We start from the raw sequence: 18,064 nt of genomic DNA, 5'->3' as shown, positions 1-18,064 counted from the left end.
TCTGCGAATGGCCAATCCAGGCTGGATAAGCGCAGCGTCATTAACCTTCTATTTAAAATCACACGTCAAACGGCGTTTCTTTTTTCAGCACTTTTTCAATGACATCCAGCACACCTTGCTGGTTGCAATGTCCTGCCTGATAAGAGGCGATTTGCTTAATCTTTTCTGGGGCATTCGCCATCGCAAAACCATACCTGGCATGACGCAGCATTTCGATATCATTACCGCCATCGCCAAACGTCACCACTTCGCTGTCATCAATACCCCATTTATCCTGCAGAATTCGCAAGCCGTTAGCTTTATGAATGCCAGGAATGATCAGATCAATTGAACCATGACCACTGGAAACCGGCACCATAATGCCTTCGAATTGTTCTGCCAGCGAACTCATGGTGTCATCCAGTAAACTATCAGGCAGATTCAGGGCAAATTTAAAGAAGACGTCGTCGAGCCCGGAGAAATTATCGACGAACTCAAGGCGGTGATAGTACATAGCAGCCAGCTTTTTGAACTCGTCGTCATAGCTTTTCAGGGTATAACCGTTGCGCTTGCCACAGGCGATGATATCCACATGCGGTATCGTCAGCAGATGGTCGATAACCGTGTTGAACTGCTGTTGGGTCAACTCACCGTTGAAGGTATCTTTGCCTTCGGTGACTACCCAACCACCGTTATCGGCAACGAAAGAAATCTCGTGGGCAATCTCCGGGAAAAATGAAATTAACTGGTAATACTGGTTGCCGCTGGCGACCACAAACCGAATTCCTTGCGCTTTCATCTGCGCATAAAGCTCAGCAAAACGTGCGCGGTTGTACTCTTTATTATCGTCCAGGAACGTTCCATCCATGTCGACGGCAATTAATTTCACACTCATCGATTACTCCGTTGAATTAACTCAGGTTCAAGTTCTGTGGGTTTAGCAACGGCTTTCGCAACCAGGGCTGCTACCACCATCAAACTCAGTACGACCAGCATAGCCAGACGTAGGCCGTAATATTCACCGAGGAAGCCCAGCAGCGGCGGCCCCACGAGGAACGCAATATAACCTGAAGCGGCAACGACACTGACGCGTGTCGCCGGGTCAGGACCGGTATCCCCTGCGGCAGAAATTGTCAGCGGGAAGCCGAGCGACGTCCCCAGTCCCCACAGGATGACGGAAATGCCCGCCACAAAGGTATTATCGACAAAGATGATGAGGCCGATGCCTAAAATCCCCATTACTGCACAGGCACGAACCACCGTCACACGGCTGTAGCGGTCGATAAACCAACCGCCGGTAAAGCGACCCACTGTCATACCCAGTGTAAACCCGACATAAATCATTGAGCCGGATGTCGGGCTAAAACCATGACCGTCGACCATCAGCAGTGGCAACCAGTCGTTGGCAGAACCTTCTGCAAACGCCATCGCCAGCACAATCGTGCCAATCAGAATCAGTTGCAGATCTTTATAAAAGGGCGGGTGCGGTTGGTGCGGATCGGCGGAATTCGCATCGGCATTGTTTTTACCGACCCCATGGGGGATTGCGGTGATCGCGATAACAATCGGTGTAATGACGATTAAGCCAATCACCAACAAATGCCCATAAGCCGTGACGTTAAAGGCCGTCAGACTCATACCGATACCTGCGCCGGCCAGGGTTCCGAGGCTGTAAAAACCGTGCATCATCGGTAGCACCGTTTTTTTCAGCAGGCCTTCAACAATGGCACCTTCGACGTTCATCGCCACTTCGGACGAGCCAAGCCCGGCACCTAAAATCGCCAGCCCTAGTGCGAACAGCCATGGGGACGAAAGGAAAAGTGCAACGCCCATCACCAACATGCCGGTCACCATCAACGTCATGCCGCTGCGGATTATATTGCGTGTTCCAAAACGTTTAACCAGCCAACCGGAACAGAGAATACCGCTCATCGAACCAATCGACAGGCCGAACAGTACAATCCCCATCCCTGCGGTCGACACGCTGAGCGTGTCACGAATAGCAGGAGTACGTGTTGCCCAGGAGGCCATCACAAGACCAGGCAGAAAGAAGAAGGCGAATAATGCCCAGGTGCGACGTTGAGTCGCTTTACGTTGGCTAATAGCGGCAGACATGGAAATACCGGTTGGCGATGAATGAGAATTACACTAGCAAGATCGTGTACATTTGTACACATTGCCTGGTAAACTCTTTTTAGTCTGGTTTAAACGAGTGAAAATAATGAGCAAAGCCCCGCGCCGTAACGATCCCGACCGACGTGAACGCATTCTACAAGCGACACTGGATATGCTGGTAGAGCACGGAATTAGCCATATTACGCACCGTAAAATTGCTGAAGCAGCTGACGTTTCGTTAGGTTCAATGACCTATTATTTCGACGGAATTGAATCTTTGCTGAGTGAGGCATTCACGCAATTCGCCATTCAAATGTCAGATGAGTATCGTGCGCGAATGAAACAAGCGGGTAATCGCGATGAAGCCTGCGAGGCTATCGTGGATATGATTTGCGGTGAGAAAATTGCAACCTCCTACAATCTGCAAGTGATGTATCAACTTTATGCCTACGCCAATCGTAACCCCGCTGTAAAAATCATCATGCAAGACTGGATGTGTCGCAGCCAACAAGTGCTGGAGGCCTTCTTTGACCCGATAACTGCCCGTACGCTGGATGCTTTTATCGAAGGCATGACCTTGCATTATGTGACGGACCGGCATCCATTAAGCCGCGATGATCTCAGCAGAATGCTGGCGAAAATTATTGGATAAATTGCCAGGTGATTTTCTGCGTATTGTTAGCTAGAGTTTGATGCAGTTTCTTAATATGAGTCTCTGACCAATGTAGTTTTTTCCTTCGCAATAAACACAGCTTTTAAACCGACGAAAAGTCGGCGACTTCTTTGTGCTTGTTGATAAGGGATAACTGATGTTTTTTCTCATTCTGCGTACGCTTCGCCAGCATCGCTGGTTTGCCCTGCTTGGGGCGGCATTACTGCTCTCGTCTGTTGGGAACGGGCTGACTTACGTCATTGTTTTTGGAAAGCTCCTCGCCCTCGAAGCGAAACCCTCGGTACTTACACTTGCCTATATTCTCGCGCTAGCGCCAGGCTTTCCGGGAAGTTATCTGGCAGAAAAACTGCTCACCAAAATGGCTCCCATTCCAGTAATGATTTTTTGTGAAGTCATAGGGCTGGTGGGGCTGGCATTGCCTGCATGGTCGTTATTTAGCGACAACCTTATTCTGTTACTTTCAAGCCAGGCGGTGGCGGCTTTTGCGAGTGGCATGATGGTGCCGGTATTAAGCCAGACATTAAAAAGCGGCCTGAAACCGGCAGAACTCCCCGCAGCCTCTGGCCTGGAAACATTTATATTCGCGGCAAACGTTATTCTTGGCATCGGCATTGGCACGTTGCTGTATGGGCATATCGCGGTGGCATCGCTTCTCGCCCTCGATGCGATGAGTTTTGTGCTCGGGATCGTTCTGCTTTTCGCTGCTCACAGGGCGTATCGGCCGGTGTCTGCTCAGGAAAATGGGGAGGTTATATCCAACCTCAACTGGCGAGAACTCACACAGCTACAACGCCGTAGCCTGCTGTTTCTTCCAGCAATTGCCTTCGTTGGCGCACCCGCCATGGCCCTGTTACCCGCGCTGGCTCCAAACTTTGGTGGCAGTTCTTCAGGCTCAGGGCTGATGTTGTTATTGGCGCGAAGTGTGGGGCAACTTATTGGCCCGTTGCTATTGTCTGAAGCGCATTTGCAACGCCACACGGGGAAAATCAATGTGCTTATCATTTCGCTTGCGCTGTTTATTTGCTGCTATGCCCTGGTTTCCATCACGGACAGGCAATGGTTGGCGATGTTATTGATTGTTATGGCGCATATCTTTACTAACATCGTCTACGTACTGGCGACGTTAAATATCATGCAGACCTTTCCCGCCTCGATAACCGGCAGAGCGATGGCGAAGGCGTGGCGCTTTCAGCTTATTATCACGCTAATTTTGCCCGTCATCGCAGGGTTCGCAGCTGATATTTACGATCCCGCATGGGTGTTGTATCTGAGTTCTGGTGGTGGGTTTGCTGTGATGATTTGTCTGCTGGTGGCGAACCATATCGTGGGGCGACGACGGTCAGGATTACGCCGGGACGTTCACCACCCATAAAGGGAGTGACTGCCTTTTAGGAGCATCATGTATCCCCTCATATCAGCTTGCTCCATAAAAAGTATGGGCAATAACACACATACCGTAAAAGGAGAGGTGCATCCATGCTGAATATGACCGGGACATGGTTTGTACCGCTATGCAGTCGCTAGGGGCAAGAAGGAGAGTAGCAAGCTGTTGATCTGAAAGGGTCTAAATTTCAGGCAATAAAAAAACCATTTATGTAAATGGGTTAGTAAAAACAATGAGTTACTTGTTTATCAATGACTTAATCAGGCGGTGAGTGGGGAGGAAATAGGGGGATTACCAACCTCTGCCGCCATTTTGTCGCCACTATTATCTTGAGGTAGGGGCGGCATTGTGGCTAAAGGGTTGTACCGCAAAGCGGTGTCCAGGTGATCGGGAGCGAGGTGAGCATAACGCATCGTCATTTTAATATCGTGGTGAACAAGGATGCGCTGTAGTGCCAGAATGTTGCCACCCGACATCATGAAGTGTGCTGCGAAAGTATGGCGTAGAACGTGGGTGAGCTGGCCGCGAGGCAGCTTGATAGACGTTGAATCTACGGCACCCATAAACTGGAAGTAGCATTCCTTGAAAAGCTTGTCAGTCTTGCGAGCAGTCAGTTCTTCATAAAGTTCTTTGCTGATTGGAATGCTGCGGTTTTTCTTTCCCTTCGTCCGAACGAAAGTGATCTTGTGTTTTTATATCTGTGAACGTCCCAGATTTTCAGCCTCACGCCAGCGTGCGCCGGTACTCAGGCAAACCTTAACTATTAGAGTTAAATCTTCGCCAAGCCGATTACATGCCGCCAGGAGTTCTGTTATTTGTTCATGCGTGAGCCAGGCCATCTCTTTCTCGGCAGTGGTAAATTTCCGCATGGTTTCTAATGGATTCGGTTGTGTCCATTCTCCAAGGCTCGATAGTTCGTTGAACACGCTGCTTAGATAGCTTTGCTCAAGATTGATGGTGACCGGGTCCGCGCCATTCTTCCACTTCTCGTTAAAGTAAATCTCTCCTGACAGACGTTTGTCTCGATAGTGGGCGAACTGCTTAGCTGTGAAGTCTGTCGCCAGGGGATCTTGCAGGGCTTCGACAACTAATTTGAGTTTGTTAAAAACGCGCTCACCTGCGGTTAGGGATTTTCCGTGCAGGTTGTACCAAAGCGTGACTACCTCGCTTAGCCTGCGGTGATCTGCTGCTTCACCTAACCAGGGCTTATTGGTCGCTTCCTCCATGGTGTGCAGTTCAAATGCCAACGCTTCGCCTTTCGTAGCGAACTGCTTACGCACACGGCGCCCACCACGCCCGGCGGGGTAGCATTCGCAAATCCATTTTCCTGTATCGAGTTCTTGTGGATTAATCATCGATTCATAAAATATTAGCGCCAACTAATGGCGCTAATATTTTGGTTAAAACAATTCATTAACAATACTTTTTGTCCATTCGTATGTGTAGTGGTTGTTATCAAAGAACATAGGTACGTTATCGTCATTTAATAATTTGCATTTATCTTTCTGGCAACCGTAATTATAAATATCAATAAAATCAATTGCAGGTAGATCTTTCTTCATTTTATTATAGAAAGTATGACTATCTTCTGTTGGGGCTATATCATTTATGTTTTTTGAGTTCATGATTAACATCGGAAGCGAAGTGGAATAATTCTTCGTTTGACTAATGAATTTAACAGTAGGTATCTTTTCTTTAAGTAATTGGTTTGTTTTGTTTATTCCCGAAATTATATCATTAGTTGCAGCAAAAGCACTCCAGTTAGCACCAACTATAGCGAGGTCGATTTGTTTATCTTTTATAATCTTGTTAAAGACCATGTTAAACAGAGTTTGACAAGTCCCTTCACCTTTAACATTTATGATAGGCGGGCATCCAGAGGAAGTTGCTTGAATTATATTGTAATTCCAGTACTTTTCCCGAATAGCCTTAGAGAACTCGGCTACATGGCTATCGCCAAATAATAAAATTGTTTTCTTGTGTTTTTCTGTATTAGTACAATAACTATAGTCGTAATCATTAATGGATGGGTTTTTGCTGCTTAAAAAACAACTTTTTGCTGGATCTTTGGGGTTTCCATTAAATTGAGGATTAATATTGTATTTGCTGTATGAGTCCAATAATAGATCATTTTTACCCAACCATTTTTCATGCAAATATAGATATTTCCCAAGCACTGGTGTAAAAACAGCTACCAGAGCTAAAACGGCGATAGTTTTCTTAGGGATGTGTTTATTATTCTCGACAAATCTATATGATATATATCCAAGAACAATAGAGAGAACTAAGAATGTTAAAACTAAAAAAATATTATTTTCTAGATTATGCGTAACTAAAATTGATGCCAGTGGCCAATGATATAAATATATTGAATACGACCATTTTCCTATCCCTTGGAAAAGTGTGTTTTTAATGGCGATATCATCATTGTCAATTTTTAATACTAAAATAATGAAGGTAAGTAAGGTTGGTATAATTGCCTTTACATCAGGCCATGAAGAGGGAGAACCTCCAAAAATGACATATGCCAGGATTCCAAAAATGCAGAAGATTTCGACTGCTTTCTTTGCCTTAGGCTTTAATTTTACAACATCACCAATTGACGAGGCATAAGCACCTATCAGTAGTTCCCATGCCCGAAATGGGAGGTTATAGAATGCTACTGTTTGATCATTGTTTACCATTACCAGGCAAAAAATTAAAGACAGCACAGCTGAAAAGGCTAATGCCAAACTTTCATTAAATTTAAATTTCCGTATATTTAATAAAATTAATGGGAAGATTAAATAATATTGAAACTCTAATCCCAATGACCAAGTATGGAGGAATATATAACTATCTGCTGTTTGTGAAAAATAGCTGGAAAGTGCGTTGGTAAAAAATAAATTTGATGTAAAAGTCACTGCAGAAAGAACTTGGATTGTGATGTTATTCAGAAGAGATAAAGGGCTTAGAGTGGTAGAAATTATGGAGAAAATAAATAAACATACAGCTAGCGCTGGAAAAATACGAGAGAATCTTTTTTTATAAAATATTATTATGTTAGCTCGGCTAAGCGTGTTTTTGGACAGCATAAGATGCATGAGATACCCAGATATCACAAAGAAAATATCGACACCAGAATATCCTCCAGAGGTATAGGGCACTTTAAAATGGAATAATACAACTGATATTACTGCCAAAAATCTAAGTGCATTTATATCTAGTCTAAACATTAACACCGCTTCCTGTTTGTACTTTATTTATCACTGTGCCAAAAGCTGTTTTGGATGTCAGTTACAATTAAATCATTTGTTCCTGACCATAATTTGGTTGCGAATATAGCAAAGAAACGGTACTAAATCACCAAGTTGGAATCTTGAAGCGTACCGCCAGAAGCAACTAGGGTTGGTAAATTTAAACACATCACACCGAAGTTGATATGCTCGGAGTCTGGACTACATTTCTATTCTGCCATTTATCCTACAACCCCAAGAGGCGGATCTTTAGGATGACAGCCTCACCATAATTCTGACCCGTTATAACAGGAGACAGTTTCATGGCTCAGGATTACCACCTTGGGGTGCGCGTTGTTTAAATCAAGGACGGCACCCGATCAATTTCCACGGTAAGCACGGCTATGATGACGGTGAGCCCGCGCATCTCAACCCCAACCCTGACCGCGCAGGAAATGGCGGAATTGGACCCAGCCGATCTGACCTCGCTGTCCGTGGAGGTCATCACTTTTTTGTTGAAGAAATCGGTGCTTGCCGATTTACCAACAGCCTGACGGTTGACGATTTAGTGGCAGATATTGCCACCATCTTTCACTGGCCGCCCTCCGTTAAGTACGTTATGCCGCTGACCGAAGTGCTGGAGTGGCGACACAAAGCGATTCAGAGAAGCGGGGCCAGCGATGAGTGATAACAACCTGCGCCTGCAGGTCATTCTTAATGCGGTTGATAAAATCACCCGTCCATTCCGATCAGCTCAAGCCAGTTCAAAAGAACTGGCAACAGCTATCCAGCAAAGTCATGCCGGCTCAAAAATTTAGACACTCAGGCGGGGCGCGTTGAAGGTTTCAGAAAGGCCAGCGCCATGCTTGCCGCTAATGGAAATAACCTCAAATCCGCACGCGAAGAAGCCGCAAAACTTGCCACGCAGTTTTCTGCAACCAACCGGCCCGCGGCGGCGCAGACTCGTCTGCTTGAACAGGCAAAGAATCGTGTCATTGAGCTGCAGGGAAAATATAACGGCTTACGCCAATCGGTGCAGTGTCAGCGTCTTGCACTCAATGAGGATGGTCTTGATACGAAGAAACTTAGCAGCGCACAACGGGAACTGAGGCCGAGCGCTGACGAAACCCGACAGGCGTTGGACCGTCAGCAAAAGTCCCTCAAACGGCTGGGCAAACAACAAGCGCGGATGAACGCAACACGCGATCAATATTCACGTAGTCTGCAGGTACGTGACAGTATCGCTGGAGCAGGCGCAACCACAACGGCTGCCGGCTGGCAATGGGTGCATCGGTTGTGGCTGCAGTGAAAAGTTACGCCAGCGCCTCGAATGCCATGGTGCGCGAGCTGTCGATTGCCACCATGCAAAGCAAGCGCTTCTTTGAAGGGATGGATCTGCTGAAACTTATTCCGGCTGAGAATGAAAAGCTGATGAGGCAAGATGCGATGGGCACCATCCAGCGGGTGCTGGAGAAGATCAACCATCTGCCGCAGGACAAGCGCGTGTCCGCCATGACGATGATTTTTGGCAAAGAGTGTGGCGATGATGCGGCGAAGCTTGCGAACAACCTGCCGGAGCTGCAGCCCTAGCTCAGTCTCACGTCTGGCGGGGATGCAAACGGTTACATTCAGAAAGAATCCGATATCAATAAGGATTCATTATCCGCGCAATGGTTACTGGTTAAGACCGGTGCCCAGAATGCATTCAGTAGTCTGGCTGAAACATTCCGTCAGCCACTGCTGGACATTATGAACGCCGTGAAGGGAGTCACCGGAGCGTTGCGCCGTTGGGTGGAGCAAAACCCGCAGTTGGCTGGCACTCTGATGAAGGTTGCAGCAGCCACGGCAGCGATCACAGTGGCGCTTGGCACGCTTGCGGTGGCAATTGCTACAGTGCTCGGACCGCTGGCGTTGATCCGTTTTGGCCTGTCCACTTTGGGCATAAAAACGTGCCGTCTGTGACCCGGACTGGCAATGCGCTGTCATGGCTTGCCAGTGCACCGCTTTATTGCGTCGTGGTCTTGCTGCATCTGATAGCAGCACCAAGTTATTGACCGCCCCGCTTAATGCGCTGCGCCGTTCTGTAGGATTGGATGGTGAGGACGCTTAAATGATGATTTGTCCATTGTGTGGGAACTCGGCCCATACCCGCAGCAGTTTTCAGGTTTCTTCAACAACCAAAGAACGATACAACCAATGTCAGAACATCAACTGTAGCCATACATTCATCACGCATGAGACTTTTGTGCGGTCAATCACAACCCCTAAAGAAAACCATATGGTGCAGCCACATCCCGCCAATTCAGGTCAGGTCGCCATGTCTCTTTAAGCGCTGCCGCCATTTTGTCGCCATTAGCTCAGATAGGTAAGGGTAAGTTACTGATATGAAAAGCCGTAAATTTCAGGCAATAAAAAACCCATCAACCTTGAACCAAAGAGGCGGGGTTGATGGGCTCCACAAATTGGGGACATCAAAGAAAAGCAGTGGCACTAATTAAGACTTTGCCTTGGGCAAAAAGTTCGCACTGTCATAAAAAAATCTTTTTTCTTTGTCTGCAACATGGATCACAAACCTGGCCATATGATTACGATAAGCGTCCCCGCCAGGGTTAACAACACGTTAGCGATAGCGTAAGTCCCGGCGTAACCCAGTGCCGGAATGTTGCTACGTGCTGTGTCGCTGATGATTTCCATTGCTGGTGCGCAGGTACGTGCGCCCATCATTGCGCCAAACAGTAATGCGCGGTTCATACGTAAAACATATGCACCAAACAAGAAGCAGATAACGACAGGAACCAGGCTGACGATGAGCCCGGCGACCAGCATTTGCCCGCCAACTGCGCCTAAGCCATTGCCAATGCCGCTGCCTGCACTTAAACCTACGCCTGCCATAAACACCATCAACCCGAACTCTTTCACCATATTCAGCGCCCCTTGCGGGATATAGCCGAAAGTAGGGTGGTTGGCTCGCAGGAAGCCCAACATAATCCCGGCGAACAGTAAGCCTGCCGCATTGCCCACACCAAAACTAAACGAGCTGAACTGGAAGGTGATCATGCCGATCATCAAACCAATAATGAAGAATGCGCAAAAGGCGAGCAGGTCGGTAATTTGGCTGTGAATCGAGATAAAGCCGATACGCTCAGCGACGGTTTTCACACGACGGGCGTCACCACTGACCTGCAGTACATCACCTTTATTGAGCACGATGTTGTCGTCGATAGGCATTTCAATCTGGCTGCGGATAACGCGGTTCAGGAAGCAGCCATGATCGGTTAACTTTAATTGCCCGAGGCGGCGGCCTACTGCATTGTGGTTTTTCACCACGATTTCTTCGGTGACGATGCGCATGTCCAGCAGGTCGCGGTCAAAGACTTCTTTACCGTTTCGGAAACTCGGGTCAAGGCGGGAATGGGCATCCGGATAACCCACAAGTGCTATCTCATCACCTTTTTGCAGCACCGCGTCGCCATCCGGGTTTGCCAGAATGCCATTACGACGAATGCGTTCAATGTAACAACCGGTCTGGCGATAAATACCGAGTTCACGCAGATTTTTACCATCAGCCCAGGCGACCAGTTCAGAACCGACGCGGTAGGCTCGAATCACGGGCAGATAGACTTTGCGAGCAGCGTCAGTATCCAGGCCGCGTTCCCGGGCGATTTGTTGTGCGCTGGTTTGCAAATCCTGATGCTGCAGTTTTGGCAAGTAACGTGCGCCAACAATCAGGCTAACCAGGCCGATAAGATAAGTCAGCGCGTAACCGACACTCAGGTTATCCAGTGACGCGGCTAACTGGGCTCCGGCGGCACCAGAATGGCGTAAAGTGTCCCCCGCACCCACTAATACTGGAGTTGATGTCATCGAGCCTGCGAGCATCCCGGCGGTCAGACCGATGTCCCAGCCAAAGAGTTTCCCCAAACCTAATGCCAGCAACATGGCGGATCCGACCATGACCAGGGCCAGCATCAGATAATTTTTGCCATCGCGGAAGAAAATTGAAAAAAAGTTTGGCCCAGCCTCCACGCCGACACAAAAAATGAACAGCATGAAACCCAAATTTAGGGCGTCAGTGTTAATCGAAAAATGTTGTTGGCCGAGTATTAAAGAGACCACCAAAACACCAATGGAATTACCCAGTTGGACGGAACCAAGGCGTAATTTCCCCAGGCACAAGCCGAGGGTCAGAACAACAAATAATAACAGGATGTAATTCCCGCTTAACAAATCTGCGACGTTTATATTCACGAAGGCTAACTTCTTGTTTACTAGTAACTTGTTGAAAGGGATGGTTTTTTGGTTTAAGGTTTCAACTAATAACGACGCAATTTGATGTATTTTCTTTGCATTAAAATATCCAGTGCGCGGACCTCATAATGGCCGGTAGTTTAATCTTTATAAAGATTAACGGCTAGTAAGAATATTGTGCTAATTACGCTATCTATTTTTTAGCAAGGATTGCTGAAACTTATCTGACTCGGGCAGGTTCTGCGTGCAGAACTGTAATTTTAAGTTCGATATAGGCGATCGTCAGGAGGATGTGTGTTCATGCGTGGACAACGTTGGTTTGGGGTCATTTGCTGCTTCGTGTTGTTTGTTGGCGTGTTTCTTTCACAGAAATTGATGGCCGCCAACAGCTACCCGGGTGATAAGCACGCTGAGTGGGGGATGCTGTTTTTTATCCTGCCGGGTATTATCGCAAGCGTGTTTTCCCGCGATGGCAGAGTGATCAAACCGCTGATAGGCGCAGTCCTTGCTTCACCGCTTTGTCTGTTAATCATTCAGTTTTGGATGTCGCCAACGCGAACGTTCTGGCAAGAAATGGCCTGGATGTTTAGTGCTGTGTTTTGGTGTGCTCTTGGAGCATTGTGCTATTTGTTTTTACATAACGTGCTCCGCCGTCAGCGGCGATAAAAAAAACCGGCTCATTGAGCCGGTTTTTTTGTCTGCTGCTTATTCCGCGTTCTGGAACAAACTCAGGTGTTCTTTTGCGTAAGCTTCGAAATCTGTGCAACCACCGATGTGCTTCTGGTCGAGGAAGATCTGTGGAACGGTTTCAACCGGTTTACCGACAGTTTTTTCCAGATCGGCTTTGCTGATGCCTTCTGCATGGATATCAACATAACGGAAGTTGAAGTCGTCACGCTCAGCGGTCAGTTTCTCAGCCAACTCTTTAGCACGAACGCAATATGGGCAGCCTGGACGGCCAAAAATTACTGCAAACATGGTATCTCCTTCATTTTTTGTGGCCGAACGAAGCGGCGTATGACAACTATAATGCCGCTAACTGTTACGAATGGGAAGAAGGTCTTGCCTGTTAGTCTGATATTCGCCGCCTATCCCCGCATCCCGCGACTCGCAAGTTTTGGGGGGGAGTCTGGGGCATAAAAACACCGGACACCAGGGTATACTGAGTCGATTATTGCCTCTGGAGACAAGCGGATGCGTTCACTTGGTTCGTTACCGAAGCCGGTTTTAATTCTCGAAGTTATCGGTATCGCTTTTTTACTGCTTTCCTATCTCTCCCTGAATGGTTATGTGACATTACCTGCGCCCGTAGGGAGTGCCACAGCGGCTATTGTCATGGTATTTTTGGGAATTGCTCTAATGATCCCCGCGGCGGGCTTTATGGTTTGGGTGATGGCGCAGAACGTTGCACCGCTGCTGACCAAAGGCGAGCCACCAGTGGATAAAACTCTTTCAAATAAGCCAAAGGATAAACGCGATGACGCCGACCATTGATCTGCTGCGTTCACACCGTTCCATTCGTCGATTTACCGACGCCCCCATTACCGATGAACAGCGTGCAGCGATTGTTGCCAGTGCCCAGGCGGCTTCCAGTTCCAGCTTTTTGCAATGCACTTCGATTATTCGTATTACCGATAAATCACTGCGTGAACAGCTTGTCCCGCTAACAGGTGGCCAGAAACATGTGGCTCAGGCCGCTGAGTTCTGGGTATTTTGCGCTGACTTTAACCGCCATTTGCAAATCTGCCCGGAAGCACAACTTGGTCTGGCGGAGCAACTACTGCTCGGCGTAGTCGATACCGCACTGCTTGCGCAAAATGCGTTTACGGCAGCGGAGTCGTTAGGTTTAGGCGGTGTCTATATTGGCGGCATTCGTAACAGTATCGGAGCGGTGACAGAATTACTGGAATTGCCGAAACACGTTCTACCGCTGTTTGGCCTGTGCCTTGGCTGGCCGGATGAAGATCACGACCTCAAACCTCGCATGCCTGCGGCGATGGTGATGCATGAGAATAGCTATAAGCCGGTTGATGCTGAAGTGCTGGCACAATATGACGAAGAGATCGCGCAGTATTATCTTTCTCGCGATAGTAATGCCCGCCGCGACACATGGAGTGACCACATTCGTCGTACCATCATTAAAGAGAACCGTCCTTTCATCCTGGATTATTTGCATCAGCAGGGGTGGGCAACACGGTAGTGACTCAAGCGATGGCATCAGCCATCGCTAATCAATACATTTTCGGTATCAATCATCGGCTCAAACGGTATTGGTGATGCGTAGTCGCAAGTCGGTATAACAGAGTGATTCACACTTCCTCTGATTATTTCGACACCAAGACAAGGAGCACCTGATGCCGATGACTACACTTGATAACTCCCCGTTTTACGCCGCAGATATTATCCGTTCACGTATTAATGGCCTGGTCCCGCGCGTGGCTTTCATTCTGGGCTCCGGCCTTGGCGAACTGGCTGAGAAAATCGAACAGCCGGTCGTTTTCCCTTATGAAGAGCTGCCTGGCTTCCCGGTTAGCACCGTGCACGGCCATGCCGGCGAGTTAGTCGTTGGGACGCTCGCGGGTGTTCCAGTCGCGTGTATGAAAGGGCGCGGACATTTTTACGAAGGACGCGGCATGTCTGTGATGACCAATGCGATTCGCACCTTCAAACTGCTGGGCTGTGAAATTCTGTTCTCGACTAATGCGGCGGGTTCACTGCGCCCTGAAGTTGGCCCTGGCGAGTTGGTTGCGCTTAACGACCACATTAATACCATGCCAGGTACCCCGACTGTTGGCCCGAACGATGAGCGCTTCGGTGAGCGTTTCTTCTCTCTGGCGAATGCTTACGATGCTGATTACCGTGGCGTTTTGCAGACAGTAGCGAAAGAGCAGGGCTTCCCACTCCCTGAAGGGGTGTTTGTTTCCTACCCAGGTCCAAACTTTGAAACCGCAGCAGAAATTCGCATGATGCAAATCATTGGCGGTGATGTTGTAGGAATGTCAGTGGTACCAGAGGTGATCAGTGCTCGCCATTGTGGCCTAAAGGTTGTGGCGGTTTCGGCGATAACTAACCTGGCTGAAGGTCTGGGCAGTGTTCAGCTTTCCCACGCACAGACCCTGGCGGCTGCAGCACTTTCGCGCCAGAACTTCATCAATCTGATCTGCGGTTTCCTGGGCAAACTCGCCTAAGGCACTTCCAACACACCGGGTAAAACACATGGCGATTAACTCCATAGCGATTCAACCACGCTTGAAAATCATGTTGTTTTTGCAGTATTTCATTTGGGGCGCCTGGCTTGTCACACTGGGCTCCTACATGATTAATACCCTCGGGTTCCGGGGGGCTGATGTGGGCATGGTCTACAGCACCAAAGGGATTGCCGCGCTATTAATGCCGGGGCTCGTGGGTATTATTGCCGACAAATGGCTGCCCGCGAATCGTGTTTACGCGCTATGCCACCTGGTGTGTGCGCTCATGCTGGCCTGGGCGGCCAGCATTAACCAACCGGGGCTGATGTTTTGGGTGATGCTGGGTAATGCGATGGCATTTATGCCAACTATTGCGCTATCAAACACCATCTCTTATGCCAGTCTCGAAAAAGCCGGCCTGGACACCGTCAGCCATTTTCCACCGATCCGCGTGTTTGGCACCATCGGGTTTATTGCCGCCATGTGGACGGTCAGCCTGATGCGTTTTGAACTGAGTAATGTGCAGTTGTACATTGCGGCGGGTGCTTCTCTTGGGCTGGCACTTTATTCACTCACTTTGCCAACTATTGCGGTGGTAAAAGGCGGGGTGTCCCGTAGCTGGGTGAGCCGTCTGGGATTAGATGCTTTTGTGCTGTTTAAGAATCCACGCATGGCCGTCTTCTTCTTATTTGCCATGTTGTTAGGTGCGGTATTGCAAATCACCAACACCTTCGGCAATCCATTCCTGCATGATTTTGCTCGTCAGCCTGAGTTTGCGAATAGCTTCGTGGTGCAATATCCCTCGATTTTGCTGTCGGTTTCTCAAATGTCCGAAGTGGCATTTATTCTCACCATCCCCTTCTTTTTACGTCGCTTTGGCATCAAACAAGTGATGTTGATGAGTATGGTGGCATGGGTATTGCGTTTTGCCTTGTTTGCCTGGGGCGACCCATCAGCATTTGGCTTTGTATTACTGCTGCTTTCCATGGTGGTGTATGGTTGCGCCTTCGATTTCTTCAATATTTCCGGTTCCGTGTTTGTAGAACAAGAAGTCGACTCGCGTATCCGGGCCAGTGCTCAAGGGCTGTTCATGACGATGGTGAATGGGGTTGGCGCGTATGTTGGCGCGATTTTGAGCGGCTATGTTGTGGATTACTTCAGTGTGGATGGCGTCAAAGACTGGACGACCATTTGGTTAGTCTTCGCGGGATATGCGTTGGTGCTGGCTGTTATTTTCCACTTCAGTTTCCAGTATCGTCACACCCCTTCGCTTAAAGCTTCGGCACCTGTCGCACATTAATCGACGGCTGGATTACAGTGAGCGACAGGAGTGATAACTTATGGGGCTGCCAGAGCATAGGGAGCCTCATGAGCCATTCACCGCGAACTTACCGTACCGATTTAAAACTACTGCGCTATTTTCAGGCTGTTGCGGAAGAGCTGCATTTTGGTAAAGCCGCGGCGAGGCTTAACATGTCGCAGCCGCCACTGAGCTTCCACATCAAAGAGTTAGAATCCCAACTCGGCACCGTTCTGTTTATACGTCACTCCCGTAGCGTCGCCCTGACCTATGCGGGAGAAGTGTTGCTCGAAGAAACCCGACAATTGCTGGATAGCGCGAACCAGGCATTGGCGCGCGTGGAACAGATCGGTCGTGGGGAAGGGGGACGAATTCATCTTGGAATTGTCGGTACGGCAATCTGGGGTGGGTTGCGTTTGGGGTTACAGCAATTTATTGCTGACTATCCTGCTATCGATATTTTGTTCCGCGAAAAGTCACCGGGTGACCAGCTTGCTTTGATTGACCGTCATGATATTGATGCCGGAATCTGGCGCATGGAAACCAATCCTCCTCCGGGTTTACGCAGTGAAAAGCTTCACGACGCCACGTTCCTGGTGGCGTTGCCAGAAAAACATCCCCTGGCAAAAAAATCGGCCATCGATATTGAGCAATTGCGCCGCGAGGCTTTTGTGACCATGACGGCCGTGCACTCTGACTGGACTTTTTTGCAGGGTGTTTGCCGCGAGGCAGGCTTTGTCCCACACGTGGTCAGGGAAGCTGTGGAGCCGCAAACGGTCCTGGCGTTGGTCAGCATTGGTATGGGGTTAACCATCATGGCGGATAGCTATGCGCAAATGAACTGGCCGGGTGTTACGTTCCGCCCGCTGACGAAAGCCATCCCGGCGGATCTTTATGTGGTCTACGATCCGCATCATCTGGCATCCACTACGCGTCATTTAATCGACGTGTTAAAACAATCGCCGGACACATTGCCCATTCGTTGAAATGTAATGGCAGTGTTATGATAGCTCCGCTGTCATTATTGGACTGGTCGCGCAGAGGTACAGGGTGAAAATCGCCATTTTATCCCGGGATGGAACGCTTTATTCTTGCAAACGCCTACGTGAGGCGGCATCCCGCCGTGGTCACGTTATCGAAATCATCGATCCCCTTTCTTGCTATATGAACATCAATCCGGCTGCCCCGTCAGTGCACTATAAAGGGCGGCAGTTGCCTCATTATGATGCGGTGATCCCGCGTATAGGCTCGGCCATTACATTTTATGGCACCGCCGTATTACGTCAGTTTGAGATGTTGGGCAGTTATCCGCTCAATGAATCTGTGGCGATCACTCGCGCCCGCGACAAACTGCGCTCATTGCAGTTGATGGCACGCCAGGGTATCGATTTACCCGTCACCGGTTTTGCCCACTCTCCCGATGACACCAGTGATCTCATCGACATGGTCGGTGGGGCGCCGCTGGTGGTGAAACTGGTCGAAGGGACACAAGGCATCGGCGTGGTGTTAGCGGAAACACGGCAGGCGGCAGAAAGCGTGATTGACGCCTTCCGAGGTTTGAATGCCCATATTCTGGTGCAGGAATATATCAAAGAAGCGCAGGGCAGGGATATCCGTTGTCTGGTTGTCGGGAACAACGTCGTGGCGGCAATCGAACGCCAGGCAAAACCCGGGGACTTCCGCTCCAATTTACACCGCGGAGGAGTAGCGAATCAGGTCGAAATTACCGAGCGTGAGCGTGAAATTGCCCTGCATGCGGCGGCAACTCTGGGGCTGGATGTTGCAGGCGTCGATATTTTACGTGCTGAACGTGGCCCGCTGGTGATGGAAGTGAATGCATCGCCGGGTCTGGAAGGCATTGAAAAGACGAGCGGTGTGGATATTGCGACTTTAATGATCCAGTGGATTGAGCAGCAGGCGCAACCAGGCTTTTGCCTGAAAACGGGCGGCTAAATTCGAGCA

16 protein-coding genes and 3 pseudogenes are annotated in these 18,064 nt (G+C 48.9%); 13 read left to right on the top strand and 6 right to left on the bottom strand.

Features of this window, described 5'->3' with window-relative positions; all coding sequences use genetic code 11:
- Positions 1 to 58: 58 nt before the first annotated feature.
- Positions 59 to 874: a Cof-type HAD-IIB family hydrolase gene (locus tag WBL83_RS04440; RefSeq protein ID WP_424587980.1), complete on the bottom strand. Its 816-nt coding sequence runs from the start codon at positions 872 to 874 to the stop codon at positions 59 to 61.
- Positions 871 to 2,094: an MFS transporter gene (locus WBL83_RS04435; RefSeq protein ID WP_424587979.1), complete on the bottom strand. Its 1,224-nt coding sequence runs from the start codon at positions 2,092 to 2,094 to the stop codon at positions 871 to 873. Before WBL83_RS04435 ends, WBL83_RS04440 begins: the two co-directional genes overlap by 4 nt.
- Before the next feature lie 106 nt (positions 2,095 to 2,200).
- On the opposite strand from WBL83_RS04435, the gene WBL83_RS04430 reads away from it, so the two are divergent.
- Together WBL83_RS04430 and WBL83_RS04425 are read left to right on the top strand one after the other, a co-directional pair.
- Entirely contained in the window at positions 2,201 to 2,746 is a 546-nt protein-coding gene (locus WBL83_RS04430) for a TetR/AcrR family transcriptional regulator (protein WP_424587978.1), read from the top strand.
- A 157-nt stretch (positions 2,747 to 2,903) separates the two neighbouring features.
- Positions 2,904 to 4,139, top strand: coding sequence for an MFS transporter (locus WBL83_RS04425; protein ID WP_424587977.1), 1,236 nt, complete (start codon positions 2,904 to 2,906; stop codon positions 4,137 to 4,139).
- A gap of 272 nt (positions 4,140 to 4,411) precedes the next feature.
- On the opposite strand, the pseudogene WBL83_RS04420 reads toward WBL83_RS04425, so the two are convergent.
- Positions 4,412 to 5,506: pseudogene (locus tag WBL83_RS04420) on the bottom strand (phage integrase).
- Positions 5,507 to 5,551: 45 nt separating this feature from the next.
- Positions 5,552 to 7,366: an acyltransferase family protein gene (locus tag WBL83_RS04415; RefSeq protein ID WP_424587976.1), complete on the bottom strand. Its 1,815-nt coding sequence runs from the start codon at positions 7,364 to 7,366 to the stop codon at positions 5,552 to 5,554.
- A gap of 401 nt (positions 7,367 to 7,767) precedes the next feature.
- Between WBL83_RS04415 and WBL83_RS04410 the strand changes: the two are divergent.
- The 4 genes and pseudogenes from WBL83_RS04410 to WBL83_RS04395 form a co-directional block, all read left to right on the top strand.
- Positions 7,768 to 7,920 (top strand): annotated as a pseudogene (locus WBL83_RS04410) (phage tail assembly protein); the annotation flags it as partial.
- A 14-nt stretch (positions 7,921 to 7,934) separates the two neighbouring features.
- On the top strand, positions 7,935 to 8,054 hold the full coding sequence (locus WBL83_RS04405) for a GpE family phage tail protein (RefSeq protein ID WP_424587974.1): 120 nt from the start codon (positions 7,935 to 7,937) through the stop codon (positions 8,052 to 8,054).
- Positions 8,047 to 9,187, top strand: a pseudogene (locus WBL83_RS04400) (phage tail tape measure protein); the annotation flags it as partial. The gene WBL83_RS04405 and the pseudogene WBL83_RS04400, both read left to right, overlap by 8 nt.
- Before the next feature lie 289 nt (positions 9,188 to 9,476).
- Positions 9,477 to 9,695: an ogr/Delta-like zinc finger family protein gene (locus WBL83_RS04395; RefSeq protein ID WP_424587973.1), complete on the top strand. Its 219-nt coding sequence runs from the start codon at positions 9,477 to 9,479 to the stop codon at positions 9,693 to 9,695.
- 236 nt (positions 9,696 to 9,931) lie between these two features.
- Here WBL83_RS04395 and WBL83_RS04390 read toward each other — a convergent pair whose 3' ends face one another.
- Positions 9,932 to 11,614, bottom strand: coding sequence for an aspartate:alanine antiporter (locus WBL83_RS04390; RefSeq protein WP_424587972.1), 1,683 nt, complete (start codon positions 11,612 to 11,614; stop codon positions 9,932 to 9,934).
- Between the two features lie 300 nt (positions 11,615 to 11,914).
- Between WBL83_RS04390 and WBL83_RS04385 the strand changes: the two genes are divergently transcribed.
- A complete protein-coding gene (locus WBL83_RS04385; RefSeq protein ID WP_424587971.1) occupies positions 11,915 to 12,280 on the top strand; it encodes an inner membrane protein YbjM in 366 nt (121 codons plus the stop codon).
- Between the two features lie 39 nt (positions 12,281 to 12,319).
- Here the strand turns inward: WBL83_RS04385 and WBL83_RS04380 are convergent, their stop codons facing one another.
- Positions 12,320 to 12,592 (bottom strand): GrxA family glutaredoxin, encoded by a 273-nt coding sequence (locus WBL83_RS04380; protein ID WP_034456459.1) that lies wholly within the window; start codon positions 12,590 to 12,592, stop codon positions 12,320 to 12,322.
- Between the two features lie 216 nt (positions 12,593 to 12,808).
- Here WBL83_RS04380 and WBL83_RS04375 point away from each other — a divergent pair, with 216 nt between their 5' ends.
- From WBL83_RS04375 to rimK, 6 genes are all read left to right on the top strand, one after another.
- The gene (locus WBL83_RS04375) at positions 12,809 to 13,108 is read left to right on the top strand and encodes a YbjC family protein (protein WP_424587970.1); all 300 of its coding nucleotides are present in this window, start codon (positions 12,809 to 12,811) and stop codon (positions 13,106 to 13,108) included.
- Positions 13,092 to 13,814, top strand: a complete 723-nt coding sequence (nfsA, locus tag WBL83_RS04370; protein WP_424587969.1) for an oxygen-insensitive NADPH nitroreductase — start codon at positions 13,092 to 13,094, stop codon at positions 13,812 to 13,814. The genes WBL83_RS04375 and nfsA overlap by 17 nt, the downstream gene beginning before the upstream one ends.
- Before the next feature lie 154 nt (positions 13,815 to 13,968).
- Positions 13,969 to 14,802 (top strand): xanthosine phosphorylase, encoded by an 834-nt coding sequence (xapA, locus tag WBL83_RS04365; protein ID WP_424587968.1) that lies wholly within the window; start codon positions 13,969 to 13,971, stop codon positions 14,800 to 14,802.
- Positions 14,803 to 14,845: 43 nt separating this feature from the next.
- The gene (locus WBL83_RS04360; RefSeq protein WP_424588040.1) at positions 14,846 to 16,102 is read left to right on the top strand and encodes a nucleoside permease; all 1,257 of its coding nucleotides are present in this window, start codon (positions 14,846 to 14,848) and stop codon (positions 16,100 to 16,102) included.
- Between the two features lie 68 nt (positions 16,103 to 16,170).
- A complete protein-coding gene (locus tag WBL83_RS04355) occupies positions 16,171 to 17,088 on the top strand; it encodes a LysR family transcriptional regulator (RefSeq protein ID WP_424587967.1) in 918 nt (305 codons plus the stop codon).
- Between the two features lie 64 nt (positions 17,089 to 17,152).
- Positions 17,153 to 18,055, top strand: coding sequence for a 30S ribosomal protein S6--L-glutamate ligase (gene rimK, locus WBL83_RS04350; RefSeq protein WP_424587966.1), 903 nt, complete (start codon positions 17,153 to 17,155; stop codon positions 18,053 to 18,055).
- Positions 18,056 to 18,064: the final 9 nt, after the last annotated feature.

The organism is Buttiauxella sp., from assembly GCF_049686335.1.
GTDB lineage: Bacteria > Pseudomonadota > Gammaproteobacteria > Enterobacterales > Enterobacteriaceae > Buttiauxella.
Note: the sequence above shows the minus strand (reverse complement) of the source record. Positions and strands in the feature narration are given on the sequence as shown.